Source organism: Curtobacterium sp. PhB115 (genome assembly GCF_003752025.1).
In the GTDB taxonomy this organism is placed as follows: domain Bacteria; phylum Actinomycetota; class Actinomycetes; order Actinomycetales; family Microbacteriaceae; genus Curtobacterium.
Genome location: NZ_RJKR01000005.1, coordinates 671051 through 684503 on the forward strand (window position 1 = coordinate 671051; position 13453 = coordinate 684503).

Consider the following 13453-nt stretch of genomic DNA (forward strand, 5'->3'; position numbering starts at 1 on the left):
CGGTGACCGGTCGCCCCGGTCGGCCCCTCACCCACTCCGGGTGACGTCGCCCGTGCGCGCCGAGAAACCCTCGCAGAACGCCCCTTCTGCCCCTATCGTGTGCAGGGTTCGGCCTTTTCAGGGAAAGGCAAGACCATGTCAACCATTCGTCAGATCGGGAGCAGGACCCAGGAACTGCGGCACGTCGTCAGGGACGTGCACAGTCATCGTGTCGATCGCGCCCGCCTCATCGAGCTGTTCCGACGCTTCCGGGATTCCGATCACCGGCTGCTCACGCTGTGGGCGCCCGGAGGTGCCGGGAAGACCACCGTGCTGTCGTCGTGGGCCTGCGCAGCCCGCGCGGACGGCGACCTCGTCGAGAGCATCGACGCGGGCGACCTCACCGACGGGGAGCTCCGCGTCACGGACCCGGAACGGGTCCAGTTGCTCTTCATCGACAACGTCGAGCGGCTCGCCGGCGGTGCCGGGATCGCGCCCATCGTCCGCTTGGTGCAGGTCCTCGCACCGGGGACCCGTGTGGTCATCGCGGGACGGTTCGAGCCCAGCGGCTTCGCAGAGGTCGTCGACAACACCGACGGGCTGTTCGAGGTGCCGAGCCGGGAACTCGCGTTCGACGTCGCCGAGACCCTCTCGCTCGCACTGCGGTTCGACCTCGTGCTCGCCGTGCAGGACGCGGAGGCGCTGACCGACCGCACCGGGGGTTGGGCGGCCGGCGTCGCGTTGGCGATGCCCTTCCTCGCCTCGCAGGACGACCGGCCGGCGGCGATCGCGCGCTTCGGCGGTGACCACCACCAGGTCGCGGACTACCTCGTGGTCCGGATCCTGGACGCGCTCGACGACTGCGACCGGGACGTGCTGATGCGCGCAGCCGTCGGGACCCGGGTGCCGCTCGCACTCGCGATCGCGCTCACCGACCGCCAGGACGTCGGTGCGGTCCTGCAGCGTCTGAGCGCCCGCAACACGCTCGTCGAGGTCGACGACGACCTCGACGGCTTCCGGTTCCACCCGATCCTCGCCAGCTACATGCGCGCCGAGTTCCGACGCCGCGCCGAGTGCAGCGCCGTGCAGAACCACGTCGCCGCAGCGCGGTGGTACGAGTCACGGGGAGCCCACGACCTGGCGTTCGAGCAGGCGCTCCTCTCCCGTGACCCGGCGGTGCTCGCGGAGCAGATCGAACGGTCGGGCGGCGCGCTGCTCATGCGCGGTCTGAGCGCGATGGTCGCGACCGCACTCCGGATCCTGCCGCCTGACCGCGACACCCTCGCGGTCGCGGTCGTGCGCCTGAGCATGGACGCGCCGGCGTTCCCCGATCCGATCGGGGCCCAGGAGCGCCTCGAGCAGATCGACGGGCTGATCACCGAGGCGCCCGCCGAGGCCGTCTGCCGCTGGACGCCGGTGGTGCTCGCCCTCCGCGCGCTCATGATCACCGACCCGGCCGACGCCGAGGCGCGGCTTCGCGAACTCGGCGCGTTCATGCGGGACACTCCCACCGGGTCCTTCGACAACGCGCTGGTGCTGCGGGCAGCGGTCGCGTGGTGCCTCGTGGTGGCCGGACACGACGCGGACGCCGACGAACTGCTCCGGTCCGTGCAGGCGGCTGCTCTCCGCGCCGGCTACTCGTGGGTGTTCCTGATCGCGGTGGACACGGCGGCCTCGCTCGCCGTCCGGGCCGGGGACTGGCGCGCGGCCAGCACGCTCGAGGAGCAGATGAGCGCGGTCCAGCTCGACCTGACGCCGCCGTACAACCGCGCAACCGCGCGGGCGGTGGTCGTCGCGACGATGCGGAAGTACCTCCGGTGCGAACCCGTCTCCTTCACCTCACTGCACCGGCTCGACGTCTCCGACCCGATCGGCGCCGAACTCGGGCTCTTCTTCCCGGTCCGAGCGCTCCTCTTGCTCGCGGCGATCGACGCGTCGCCGACGCCCCGTGAGCCGCTCGCCCGACTCGTCCGGCTCGTCCGCTACGACGGGACGGCCCACGCGCGGATGGTCGCCACCATCGCCACACGACTCTCCTGGTGGTCCGCGGTGCTGCACGGGCCCGCGGCGGCGGCCGAGGTACGGCGTCTGCTCACCGACGTGCTTGGGGCCGACTCGATGGAGGCCCTCACGCTGCGTGCGGTGTCCAACGTCCGGGGCGACCGCGTCGCGCACGAGGCGTTGGTCGCGGCGGTGGAGAACGGCACGGCGTGGAGCGGGGTCAGCGTCGTGAACGCGAACCTGGCCCTCGCGACGCACGCCCACGAGCTCGGCAACGCCGCCGAGGCGACCGATCGCATCCGGGCCGCGCTCGCGACCGCCGAGGAGTTCGGCTTCGCGCGGGAGTTCCTCGCCTGCCGTGGTGCCGGAGCGCAGCTCGTCTACGCGCACCGCGGCTCGTACGGGGCACTCGAGCCGTACGCCGACCACGTCATCGCGCTCGCCGAGCACGAGCACGTGGGCGTCGGCACCGAGGCCCCGGACACGAGCGTCCCCCTGACGCCGAAGGAACAAGAACTCCTGCTGGAACTCCCCGCGCACCAGACCGTCGCGGAGATCGCGGTCAAACACCACCTCAGCGTCAACACCATCAAGACCCACCTGCGGAGCATCTACGCGAAGCTGGCGGTCTCCGGTCGGACGGACGCGGTCAACACGGCCAGGCGACGCGGGCTGCTCTGACCTCTGCACGTCCCGATCTCACCCGGAACAGGGGAGCATCGTCGGCGTGATCCCGGAGATCATCGGAGCATCACGACCGGCAGGAGACCGACGATGAGCCGCTACGAACTCCGCCTCCCCTACGCGTTGTCGGACACGCTCGAGGCTGCGTTCCCGGAGTTCGACCTCGTCCAGATCGGGCCAGCCGAGACGCTGCTGGTCGGCTCCCTGCAGGACCAGTCGCAGTTGCACGCTCTGCTGGCGCGGGTGGCCGACCTCGGCCTCGACATCGCCGAGCTCCGGCAGCTGCGCTGACGCCGACGCCGACGCCGACGTCAGCAGCGCCGCGGTCAGCAGCGCCGCCGTCAGCAGCGCCGCCGTCGGCAGCGCCGCCGTCAGCAGCGCCGACGCCAGCGTCAGAACGCGCCGATGCCCTTGCCGATGGTCGTCACGCCGATCACCAGGAGCAGGACGGCCATGATCGTCGCGTTGTTCGCCGTGAGCCAGTCCCGGAGCGTCCCGAGGGAGCGTGCGACCCGTTCTCCGGCGACGAGGAACCCGACGACCGGCACGGCGATGCTGAGCGACGCGATGACGACGAACACCACCAGCGCCCACACGACCGAGCCGGGATCGGCACCGCTCGTACCGACCGCGACGCCGGCCGCCACCGCCATGAGCAGGTTCTTCGGGTTCACGGCAGCCAGCAGGAAGGCCAGTCCGGCCGCCTTGACCGGGGTCATCGAGTCGATGGCGCCCATCCACCCCGGCGGATCAGCGGTCGTGCCGGCGGCCGGACGTGCCCGCCACTGGTGGACCGCGAGCAGCACCAGCAGCACCCCCAGCACGATCTCGACGACGCCGGCCACGGGCTTCGAGGCGTCCGGATCGGTCGCGGGCACGAACGAGGAGAGCACCGTGACGACGACGACCGCGACCGCGATGCCGAGCACCCAGCCCAACAGGAAGGCCGTCGCGACGGCCCGAGCCCGCGGCGACAGGAGCATCAGGACGGCGGCGATGATCGGGATGGGGCTGATCGCGATGGTGACGGCCTGCGGGAGCAACTCACCGATGAGGGCCGCGAGGTTCACGTTGCGCTCCTGACGGGATCGTCGGATCCGGGTGCGGAGGTCGGCGTCCCCCGTCGCTCTGGCGGTCGTTCCACCAGTTCGAGGAGCGCCACGACGACGAGCGCGCCGACGAGTGTCCACACGATCAGGGACGGCGCGAGCGGACGGTGCAGCACGATGATCGCGGCCGCCGCGAGCGCCACCGCCGCGCGGAGCAGCACCCGGCCCCGGTACAGCGCGTCCCCGACGCGGCCGGTGCTGATCCCGTGCGTCTCGGCCCAGGCGCGGAGCGCACCGGCGGCGGTGCCGAAACCGCTGCGCAGGCGCGTCGCCGATGCGGAGTGCCCGGAGAACCACGCGACGAGTGCGACGCAGACACCGAGGACCGCGCCGGCGACGGCGGCGCTCGCGGCGAACGCGACGACGCTGTCGTAGATCACCCGCGCGGCGTTCCTCGGCATGAGTTCCGGCGCGAGCTCGCGCACCGCCAGCACCCGACCGACCCCGAGCGCCGCGAGCATCACCAGCATCGCGAGTGCCACGCCGATCGCTCCGAGCGCCAGGGCTCGAGCCCGTCGCCGCGCCATCACGACCCCGGCGCCGATGCAGAGCACCACGAGCCACGGGATCCACGTCGCCAGCACCTGCACGAGCGCGAACGCCGTCTGCGCGCGCACCGCGGCGTCGGAGGTGGCGATCACGATGGTCCGGTCGACGGCGGGGATCCGCGCGGCGAAGGTGAGACCACGGTCCACCAGAAGTTCCTTCACCTCGGCGACCACCGGCCCGAGCTGCAGGCCGATCGCGCCGTCCTCCCCGATCGAGACGGCCGCGTCCCGGTCCCCGGAGAGCGAGGCGACCACCTGGGTGTGGCCGGTCCGGAGCAGACGGTCCCACAGCGTCGCGAACTGGTCCGAGGCGACGAAGCGGTCGACGGTGCTGCTGATCAGGTCCTGGATGCCCGCGGTGGCCGGGGCCTCGAGCGCCGACAGCGCGGTCTTCGCCCGCGGCGGCAGGTCGAGCTGTCCGATGCCGTCGAACACGGTCCCGGTCAGCGCCGCGATGTCGAGACGGTCCTCGATGGCCTCGGTCGTCCTGGTCGCGACGAGGCTCTGCACGGCGCGGTCGCGGGCGAGCGGCGCGAAGGTCGCGACGAACGCGTCGGTCGACGCGACCTCGCGCTGCGCCCAGGTGGTGACCACGGCGACGGGTGCGAGGATCGCCCCGATGACGATCAGCGCCGCTGAGGGGACGACCCAGGCGCGTCCGCGGCGCGCCGGCGCGGCCGCCGCAGCATCCGGGGTCGACGCCGGGTCGGCGAGCCCGGCGAGGCGGTCGCGCAGGGCGGCGTTCTCAGCGCGGAGGGCCGCGAGTTCCTCGTCGGGGTTCGTCATGGTGCGGTCCTTCCCGAACCGGTGTGTCAGGAGATGAGTGCGGAGACGGCCTTCTGCAGCTGCAGGACACCGATCACCAGGATCAGCGCGGCGTTCAGGACGTTGGTGTGCCCGGCGATCCAGGTGCGGAGCTGCTCGAGCAGCGGCGCTGCGGCGTCACCTCGGGCGAGGACGAAGAAGACCGGGACGGCGATGGGCGCGACACCGACGACCACGAAGCCGATCGCCACGGCCGCTCCGTCGCCGAGCGACACGGGCGCGCCGGCGATGTCCAGACCGGCGATGATCGCGCAGGACGCGTCGACCGGGTTGACCGCGAAGATCCCGAACCCCAGCGCGAAGGACCGCAGCGGGGTGAACTCGCTGACCTTCTGCAACCATCCGGGGAGCTGCGGTGCCGCCGCCGCGACCTCCTCCGGGCTCGATGCCGCTGCCATCTTCCGGAGGTCTCGACCGCCTCGCCGGTAGACCCAGACGGCGGCGAGGATCAGTGCGACCGCGATGACGAGCCGCACCGCCCCGAGCCAGAGCGGGGTGTCGGTGCGCGGGTGGAAGTCGATCGCGGTGAAGACGGCCACGGAGACACCGACCACCACCACGGTCGCGAGGAGCCAGCCGAGGAAGAACGCGAGCCCGTTCGCGCGGAACCGCCGTGAGAGGAGCTCTGCGACGAGGGCCATGATCGCCAGCGGGCTGAGCAGGATCCCGAGCGCCGGCGCGATGAGCCCGACGATGAGCGCACCCATGGGCTCCGTCCTTCCGCTGGAGGGGGTGGCGACGCACCACCGGGGTCAGGGGCCGGTGGTGCGTCGCCGGGGACGCGCGCTGTGCGCGCGCCGGAGGCGCACGCTCAGCGCGCGCCGGTCATGTCGTGCGCGAGCTCGTGTTCGTCGTCCGCCGACAACGAGGTCTGCACGATCGTCCCGCCGAAGCGGGAGAGGGCCTCACCGAACTTGTCCTCGGTGATCTTGGTGGCGTAGATGACGACCGCCGAGCGTCCGTCGGCGACGGCCGTCTTCACACGATCGCGGAACTCCGCGTTGAGTCCGGTCTTGTCGAGGCCCGCGAACAGGGCGCCGAGCGCCCCGCCGATGACGAGCCCGAAGAACGGCACGAAGAAGAGCAGGCCGAGGAGCGTGCCGAACAGCGCGCCCCCGGCGGCTCCGGCGCCGACGTTCCCGGCAGGTCCCGGTGTCTCGACGTGCGTCTTGCCCTTCGCGTCGACGTGGACGAGCGCGAGGCCGGCGAGTTCGACCACGAGGTCGTTCTGCAGTTCCTGCACTTCGTTGTACGCGGCGACGGCGTCGGCGTCGTCGTCGAACGAGATCACGATGAGGTCAGCCATGATCGTTTCCCTTCAGTGGTGGTGGTGTTGGTGGTCGTCACTCGGAGTAGCGGTTGACCCGCACCGGTCCGGCGCCGTCGATGATGCGATGGGCTGCGTCGACGGTCGCCGCGTCACCGTGCACGATCACGAGGTAGCGGTCGCTCTTGAGGTCGTCCTCGTACTGCGGGATCTCCTCCTCGGGGACGGCGAGGCCGATGAGCGCACCGAGCCCGGCGCCGATGCCGGCACCGACGAGCGTGCTCGCGAGCCACCCGGCCGCCGCGACCCAGCCGATGCCGGGGAGCCAGACGAAACCGAGGAGGAGCCACCCGGTCAGCGCACCCCAGAGGGCACCCCAACCACCGAACGTCCCGGCTTCGTTCCCGACCGGGATCCAGCCGTGCACCTTCTTGTCGTCCTTGACGCCCTTCCCGACGACGGAGACGACGTCGTCGCCGTACCCGGCGTCCTTGAGTGCCTTGGCGGCGCCGAGGGCTTCGTCGCTCGAGGCGAAGACGCCGACGGTCGAGTCGCTGGCGGTGGTGGTGGCCATGGGGTTCCCTTTCGTTGTCGAACTGGTGTGGAAGAGCGGGCGATCACGAGGTGGCGAGCGCTAGCCGCCGATGAGGCGCTGCTTCGCGGCGGCGAACTCGGCGTCGGTGAGGAGCCCCTGCTGGCGCATCTGACCGAGCCGCTCGAGCTCGCTCATCAGGTCCGGCTCGGCGGGGGCTCCGGCGGCTGGCTGCGGTCGGACCGGCACGGTCTGCTCGGCCTCCCACGCCTCGGCGTCGGCGCGCTCGTCGGCCGCACGCTCCTGGTGGTTCCGCATCGCACCCCCGACGGCCGAGGCGGTGCCGGCGACGACCGCGGTCCGGGCGGCGAGCCCGAGCAGTCCGGGTCGACCGAATCGTCTGAAGGGCATGACGTCTCCTAACCGATGTGCGCCGCGGCGGCGAGTTCGTTGAGCTCCGGCGCGGGGATCCTCGTGCTCCAGAGGAGGTGGCTCCCACTGCCGGTGAACCGTTCTGCCAGGTTCTTCGCCCAGAGCTGTTCGATCACGACGACCGCCGCGGAGGTCCCGGGCTCCAGTGCGTCGGCGATCTGGTCGATGTCCTCGTTCGCGGTGAGTCCCCGTCCCTCGAGCTCGATCGGACCGGTGCCGCCCGGAGCCGTGACGTCGTCGATCTCCCGCACCAGCACGGTGCCGTCGTCGTGACGGGTGATGAGGAGCAGGTCGAGCAGACGGATCGTGTCCGAGGCGATGAGGTCCGTCAGCGCTCCGAGGACTCCACTGTCGGGGAGGTCGCCCCGGTACAGGGCGATGAACACCTCCGCGGGGCCGTACTCGAAGGTGCGCACGGCGTCAGACCGCCCCGGCGTGCGCGACGGGCTGCGAGCCGCTGAGGGCCCTCGCCTTGATCGCGTCGAACTCTGCCTGGGTGATCGTCCCGGTATCCAGCAGGGTGCGGGCCTTCGCGATCTCGTCGGAGGGAGAGGTCCCGGCGACGCGACGGATGTAGCCCTCGGCGGCTTGCTGGTCGCGCTCCGATGCTCGTGCGCTCCGCTCCGCCATGCTCCTGCCCCGTGCGATCAGGTAGACGAACACGGTGAGGAAGGGCACGAAGACCAGGAAGAAGAACCAGATGGCCTTGTACCAGCCGCTCAGCTCCCGGTCGCGTGCCAGATCGGCGATGACCGAGAAGAGCGCCATGAGCGCCGCGATGAACGCGAAGCCGAGAAAGGCGTACCAGACGATCGCCCAGAAGGTGTCCCAGAAGTCCATGATCGCTTCCTCCCTGATTGATGGCCCAGGTCTATCCGGCAGGGCAGCCACCGGGTACCACCCCAAGCGGGTGATTCAGGTGCGGTCGGCTGAATCACCCCGGCCGGGTGATACGGCGCATCGTCGGAGGCCCGATCGTGGTGCCATGACTCCAGTGACAGCACGGCGCGCGGTGGTCCCGTGAGCATCGGCGGCGGGGTGTTCCTGCTCGTCGTCGGGGCGATCATGGCGTTCGCCCTGGACTTCACCTTCGTCGGCGTGGACATCCAACTGATCGGCTACATCCTCATGGTGGCCGGCGTCCTCGTCCTCGTCCTCGGGCTCGTGCTGCGGTTCCGTCCGCGCCGTGCGGCGACCACGGTCGTGACGGAGATCGACCCGGTGACCGGGCAGCGGACCGTCCGCCGGGTCGACGAGGACGACACAGAGATCTGACCGGGACCGTGCTCGCCGTCGTGGGTCAGGTCCTGCCCCTCGCCATCGCCGGCGCGCTGAGTTCCGTCCCGATCGCCGCGGTCCTCACGCTGCTCCTCGGCGGACGTGGACTCGGTCCGGCCGTCCTGTTCGCGCTCGGGTACGTCGTCGCGGTCTTCGCCCTCACCGTCGGTGCGACGGCGCTCCTCGGACGCGTCCTCCTCGTCCGGCTGCCGGCCAGTGGGGCCCCGGCGCTCGCGCTGTCCGAGTGCCTGCTCGGTGCCGCAGCGATCGCCGCGGGGTGGGTGGTGTTCCGCCGACCCGTCGCGTCCGGCCCGAACCGGTGGAGTCGGCTGCTGTCGAGTGCGGTCGGGACCGTCCGCCCCGTCGTCGCGCTGGTCGTCGGCGCCGTGCTCGCGTTCCGGCCGAAGTCCCTGCTGCTCGCCTCCGGCGTCGGCATCGTCCTCGCGCCGGCGGACCTGGCGCCGGTCCCGACCGCGGTCCTCCTCGGAGCGAACGCCGTCGTCATGACCGCCACCGTCACCGGGCCCATCGTCTTCGCCCTGGTCGGTGGTGACTCCGCCCGCTCCCGGCTCGAGCAGCTCCGTGCCTGGCTCGCGCACAACGCACGAGCGGTGACGGTCGTCGTGCTCGTCCTCGTCGGGGCGGTCCTCGTCGGGGACGGACTCGGTCGCTTCTGACCGCGGACCCGGCCACGGGCAGTGGACGGACGCGGCGGCGGCCTGGAGGCACGGTGCGGGCCCGCACCGTGCCTCCAGGCCGAGACGCCGCCGTCTCAGGCCGTGTCCCGGCTCGACGACGGCGTCTCGCGCTCGGCGCGGCCCGCGATCAGGCGCTGCGGCGCCGGCGGCGCAGCCGCAGGCCGAGACCGAGCGTCAGCAGGAGCAGGGCGCTGAGACCCGTTCCGACGAGCCCGTCGGTGCCCGTGTACGCGAGCTCCGCCTCGGTGGCTGCCGGCTTCCGCACCGCCGTCGGTGCCACGGTGCCGATGGGTGCCGCCCCGGCGGACGGCGCGGTCGGCACGGCGACCGGGTCGGACGGGGTGACCGGGTCGGTCGGGTCCGACGGCGTGACGGGGACGGTCGGGTCGGTCGGCTCGGGGTCGGTCGGGTCGGTCGGCTCCGGGACGGGCACCACGACGATCCCGCCGGGCACGGTGGTGTCGGCGGTGAGGTCGCCGAGCGCGACGGCGAGGTCGGTCGAGACCCCCGCGGGTGCGGTCACCGTGACGGTGTAGGTGCCGTCGCCGTTGTCGACCGGCTCGGAGACGACGGCGCGCTCGTCCACGGTCCGGAACGTCGGCGCGGAGCCGCTGACCGGGTTGCCGTGGGCGTCGGTGACCGTCGCCGTGACCGAGGTGACGAACGTCCCGTCACCCTGGTCCACCGGCGTTCCGACGGCCAGGCGGAGCACCGCGGCTGCACCGGCGACCTGACGGACCTCGGTGGTGCCGGTCGCACCGCCGGCCGTGACGGAGAACGTCACGGTGCCCGCGGTGGTCGATGCCGTCGCGGTCACGCCGTAACGGCCGTCGCCGAGGTCGGTGACGGCGGACAGGGCGACGCCGGCGTCGGACGCCGCGACGACCGGCTGGAGCCCGACGATCGCGTGGCCGTACGCGTCGGCGATGGTCGCCACGACGTCGGTGGTGCTGGTGCCGTCCGCCGTGACGGTGCGGTCCGCGGCGGTCACGTCGGTCACGGCCGGTGCGCCGATGGTCTGCGTGATCGTCTGCGTCGCGGCTGCGGTGTCGACGTCGTCGACGGACGCGGTGAGCGTCGCCTCGCCGACGGTGGTGCTCGCCCGGATCACAGCGGAGTAGGTGCCGTCGCCGTTGTCGGTGACGTCGGAGATCCGCTGGTCGGCGTCGTCGGAGGACCAGGTCACCGGCAGGCCGGCGAGCGGGTGCCCGGCGGCGTCCGTGACCGTGGCCGTGACGGTGCTGGTGGTGCTGCCGTCGGCGACCGACGTCACCGGCGCCGAGGTGATCTGCACTGCGCTCGGGGCGCCGACGACCTGCCGGTACGTCGTGGTGCCGGTCACCGTGCCGACGGTCGCCGTGACGGTGACCGCGCCGAGCGTCGTCGAGGGCGTCAGGGCCGTCGTGTAGGAGCCGTCACCGTCGTCGGTGGTGTCGCCGACCTCGACCTCGGGGTCCGTCGTGGTGATCACCGGGGCAGCACCGGAGACCGGGTTGCCGTTGGCGTCCGCGAGGGTCGTCGTGACCGACCAGGCCGACGTGCCGTCCGCTGCGACCGACTCCGCGGGGGTGCGCGGGGTCACGGTGGTGACGGGACCGGCGACCTGCGTCAGCTCCGCGGAGTCGCTCAGACCGGACTCGCTGTCGGTCGCGGTGATGGTCACCGTGCCCGCCGTGGTGGTGGCGCGGATCGTGCTCGTCGAGTGACCGGGCTCGGACTGCACGACGGGGGTGGTCGTCACGCCGTTGGAGGTGCTGAGGGTCACGCCGGTGGGGCGCGTCGGGTGACCGTACGCATCGGCGGTGACGACGTCGATCGTCGCGGTCGACGTCCCGTCGGCCGTGACCGAGCCGGGCGTGACGGAGACGGCGAGCGAATCGGTCGCCCCGACGGTCTGCGCGAACGAGGTCGTCCCGGTGCGTGCCTGCGTGCCGTCGTCGACGGACGCGGTGATCCGTGCGGCGTCCACCACGGCCGTGGTGGCGGTCATCGTCGCCGAGTACGTGCCGTCACCGTTGTCGGTGACCGCGCCGAACGTGTTGCCGGCGGAGCTGCTGAAGCGGACGGCCTCGCCGTCGGCGGTCGACGCGACGACGTTCGTCAGGTGGGCCGTGGCCACGAGCGTGCTCGTGCCGTCCGCGGTGAGGCTCGGGACGCTCGTGCTGACGGTGACACCGTTCAGGGCCGGTCGCAGGTACGTGATCCGGATGTAGGGCGCGGCGCCGAGCGCACCGGTCACCGTGCTCGTGTTCGACGCAGCAGCCGTGACGAAGTTCGAGCCACCGGCACCGCCGCCGAACGCATCGCCGCCGCCACCGCCGTAGAGCCCGCCACCGCCACCGCCACCGACGTTGTTGCCCTCGTCGCGGAGGCCGCCGTTGCCGCCGGTCCCGAGCGTGCCCGCGGTCCCCCCGTTGGCGCCGTAGCAGGAGCCCGCGCCACCACCGGCGGACGCGGTGCCCGGCTGGGCGCTCGATCCGCACTGCGAACTGGCGGCGGCCGATCCCGCGGCACCACCCACGGTGCCGGCCCACTGACTGCCACCGCCACCGCCCGCGGCGACCAGGACTCGCGAACCGAGGTCGCCCGCGGTCGTCCGGATGTCGGACGCACCGCCGCCGCCTGCACCCCTGGTGCCGTACGTGGGACTGACGGCGCCGTTCCCGCCGCCGTTCGCGCCACCGTTCCCGCTCCCCCCGTTGCCGCCGACGACCGCGGTGTAGGTCGTGCCGCTGGTGACGGGGAGGTCCGCCGTCACCAGTCCGCCGGCACCGCCCGCGATCTGGCCGTACATCGACGCGCCGCTGCCGCCGAGGGCCTCGACGTGCAGGGCGCTGACACCGGCCGGGACCGTGAAGCTGTTGGAGCCCGACGTGTAGGTGACCGTGGCGGTCGTCGCGGACGCGGGAGCCGCGAGGGCGACCGCCGCTGCGCCGACCACGAGGGTGCTGACTGCGGCCGTCGCGACGGCGCGGCGGAGGAACGGGAGACGGGGCACGGGTGAGCCTCTCGGACGACGCGGGCGAGCACGGGAGGAAGTCACGGGCCAGGCATCGAGTTGCCGGAATCGTACGGTTCCCTCAGGACGTTCCGGAGAAGAACCTCAGCGTTCACCCCCGAACTGGGTCACGGGCCGGCGTCCCGCACGACGACGCGAGCGCTTCTCGGACATCACCGGCGAGGGGCCGGTCCGCTCGGGTCTGGATCGTCGTGGTACCCACTCGCGGGGCTCGGAGCGGTGCTCGCGCTGACAGGGCTGTCGTTCCTCGTCCTCAGGATCGCAACCAGCGCGGAGTCCCGGCCGGTCAGATCCGTCCGGCGCGACTACTCTCAGGCCGACGCAGCGCTGCTGCGGGACGCAGGTGCCACTCGCTGGTCGTCCGATGAGGATTGGGATGCTGCCCTGAACTGGATCATCGCGAACTCCGGTCTCGTCTGGGGCCTCACCGTCACCCATGCGGGTCTCGCCGCGGTGCCCGTCGTTCTCGGCTTCGCCGTCGCTGTGCCGTCGGGATGGGCGGCGAACCGTTGGCAGCCCGTTCGATCGGTCATCGTCGGCGGCGGCAGTCTGCTCTACACGATCCCGTCCCTGCCGCTCTTCGTGATCCTGCCCTACCTGCTCGGTACCCGCATCACGGACCCCGTCAACATCGTCGTCGGGCTGTCCGTCTACGCGGTCGCGATCATGGTGCGGCTGGCAGCGGATGCGTTCGCCGCTGTTCCGGCGGACGTCATCGACTCGGCCACCTCCGTCGGGTTCTCTCCGTGGGCACGGTTCTGGGCGGTCGAGCTCCCGTTGGCTGGTCCCGTTCTCCTGGCAGGGATGCGGGTGGTCTCGGCGAGCACAGTCGCCCTCGTCTCGGTGGGTGCCCTCGTCGGTTCCGCCAACATCGGCTTCCTGTTCACGGACGGTCGACAGCGTCAGTTCCTCGAAGAGATCCTCGTCGGCGTGGCGGCGAGCCTCGTCATCGCACTGGTCTTCGACACCGTCTTGGTGGTGATCGGGCGGGTGCTGATGCCCTGGTCGCGTCGGATCGATCGGCGATCGCGGCGGCCGCAGCGGCGAGCCGTGCTCGCGACGATCGAACGGCAGGCCTGAC

At 72.1% G+C, this 13453-nt stretch carries 14 protein-coding genes; 5 read left to right on the top strand and 9 right to left on the bottom strand.

Annotated elements, in window-relative coordinates; genetic code table 11:
- The first annotated feature begins 135 nt into the window (after window positions 1–135).
- Window positions 136–2661 carry a LuxR C-terminal-related transcriptional regulator gene (locus tag EDF19_RS03375; protein ID WP_148071022.1) on the top strand — a complete coding sequence of 842 codons (2526 nt, stop codon included), beginning with the start codon at window positions 136–138 and terminating at the stop codon, window positions 2659–2661.
- 93 nt (window positions 2662–2754) lie between these two features.
- A complete protein-coding gene (locus EDF19_RS03380) occupies window positions 2755–2955 on the top strand; it encodes a hypothetical protein (protein ID WP_123679484.1) in 201 nt (66 codons plus the stop codon).
- Between the two features lie 101 nt (window positions 2956–3056).
- Here the strand turns inward: EDF19_RS03380 and EDF19_RS03390 are convergent, their stop codons facing one another.
- The 8 genes from EDF19_RS03390 to EDF19_RS03425 form a co-directional block, all read right to left on the bottom strand.
- Complete coding sequence (locus EDF19_RS03390) at window positions 3057–3734, bottom strand: GAP family protein (protein WP_123679485.1); 678 nt, start codon at window positions 3732–3734, stop codon at window positions 3057–3059.
- Window positions 3731–5107 carry a hypothetical protein gene (locus EDF19_RS03395; RefSeq protein WP_123679486.1) on the bottom strand — a complete coding sequence of 459 codons (1377 nt, stop codon included), beginning with the start codon at window positions 5105–5107 and terminating at the stop codon, window positions 3731–3733. Before EDF19_RS03395 ends, EDF19_RS03390 begins: the two co-directional genes overlap by 4 nt.
- 26 nt (window positions 5108–5133) lie before the next feature.
- On the bottom strand, window positions 5134–5853 hold the full coding sequence (locus EDF19_RS03400; RefSeq protein WP_123679487.1) for a GAP family protein: 720 nt from the start codon (window positions 5851–5853) through the stop codon (window positions 5134–5136).
- A gap of 104 nt (window positions 5854–5957) precedes the next feature.
- Entirely contained in the window at window positions 5958–6452 is a 495-nt protein-coding gene (locus EDF19_RS03405) for a DUF1269 domain-containing protein (protein ID WP_123679488.1), read from the bottom strand.
- Between the two features lie 37 nt (window positions 6453–6489).
- Window positions 6490–6987 carry a DUF1269 domain-containing protein gene (locus EDF19_RS03410; RefSeq protein ID WP_123679489.1) on the bottom strand — a complete coding sequence of 166 codons (498 nt, stop codon included), beginning with the start codon at window positions 6985–6987 and terminating at the stop codon, window positions 6490–6492.
- A 60-nt stretch (window positions 6988–7047) separates the two neighbouring features.
- Complete coding sequence (locus EDF19_RS03415; RefSeq protein WP_123679490.1) at window positions 7048–7356, bottom strand: SHOCT domain-containing protein; 309 nt, start codon at window positions 7354–7356, stop codon at window positions 7048–7050.
- Between the two features lie 8 nt (window positions 7357–7364).
- Window positions 7365–7793: a DUF6325 family protein gene (locus EDF19_RS03420; protein ID WP_123679491.1), complete on the bottom strand. Its 429-nt coding sequence runs from the start codon at window positions 7791–7793 to the stop codon at window positions 7365–7367.
- Window positions 7794–7797: 4 nt separating this feature from the next.
- On the bottom strand, window positions 7798–8217 hold the full coding sequence (locus tag EDF19_RS03425) for an SHOCT domain-containing protein (RefSeq protein WP_123679492.1): 420 nt from the start codon (window positions 8215–8217) through the stop codon (window positions 7798–7800).
- 180 nt (window positions 8218–8397) lie between these two features.
- Here EDF19_RS03425 and EDF19_RS03430 point away from each other — a divergent pair, with 180 nt between their 5' ends.
- On the top strand, window positions 8398–8652 hold the full coding sequence (locus EDF19_RS03430) for a DUF6458 family protein (RefSeq protein ID WP_123679493.1): 255 nt from the start codon (window positions 8398–8400) through the stop codon (window positions 8650–8652).
- Between the two features lie 8 nt (window positions 8653–8660).
- The gene (locus EDF19_RS03435) at window positions 8661–9332 is read left to right on the top strand and encodes a GAP family protein (RefSeq protein WP_185022647.1); all 672 of its coding nucleotides are present in this window, start codon (window positions 8661–8663) and stop codon (window positions 9330–9332) included.
- 148 nt (window positions 9333–9480) lie between these two features.
- Here EDF19_RS03435 and EDF19_RS03440 read toward each other — a convergent pair whose 3' ends face one another.
- Window positions 9481–12351 carry an invasin domain 3-containing protein gene (locus EDF19_RS03440; RefSeq protein WP_123679495.1) on the bottom strand — a complete coding sequence of 957 codons (2871 nt, stop codon included), beginning with the start codon at window positions 12349–12351 and terminating at the stop codon, window positions 9481–9483.
- Window positions 12352–12591: 240 nt separating this feature from the next.
- Between EDF19_RS03440 and EDF19_RS03445 the strand changes: the two genes are divergently transcribed.
- Window positions 12592–13452, top strand: a complete 861-nt coding sequence (locus EDF19_RS03445; RefSeq protein ID WP_311317092.1) for an ABC transporter permease — start codon at window positions 12592–12594, stop codon at window positions 13450–13452.
- Window position 13453 lies beyond the last annotated feature (1 nt).

Bases quoted from the DNA above. Each gene is read 5' to 3' on its own strand.
- EDF19_RS03375 (WP_148071022.1), top strand. From the start codon at position 136: ATGTCAACCATTCGTCAGATCGGGAGCAGGACCCAGGAACTGCGGCAC.
- EDF19_RS03400 (WP_123679487.1), bottom strand. From the start codon at position 5,853: ATGGGTGCGCTCATCGTCGGGCTCATCGCGCCGGCGCTCGGGATCCTG.
- EDF19_RS03380 (WP_123679484.1), top strand. From the start codon at position 2,755: ATGAGCCGCTACGAACTCCGCCTCCCCTACGCGTTGTCGGACACGCTC.
- EDF19_RS03415 (WP_123679490.1), bottom strand. From the start codon at position 7,356: ATGCCCTTCAGACGATTCGGTCGACCCGGACTGCTCGGGCTCGCCGCC.
- EDF19_RS03395 (WP_123679486.1), bottom strand. From the start codon at position 5,107: ATGACGAACCCCGACGAGGAACTCGCGGCCCTCCGCGCTGAGAACGCC.
- EDF19_RS03410 (WP_123679489.1), bottom strand. From the start codon at position 6,987: ATGGCCACCACCACCGCCAGCGACTCGACCGTCGGCGTCTTCGCCTCG.
- EDF19_RS03425 (WP_123679492.1), bottom strand. From the start codon at position 8,217: ATGGACTTCTGGGACACCTTCTGGGCGATCGTCTGGTACGCCTTTCTC.
- EDF19_RS03405 (WP_123679488.1), bottom strand. From the start codon at position 6,452: ATGGCTGACCTCATCGTGATCTCGTTCGACGACGACGCCGACGCCGTC.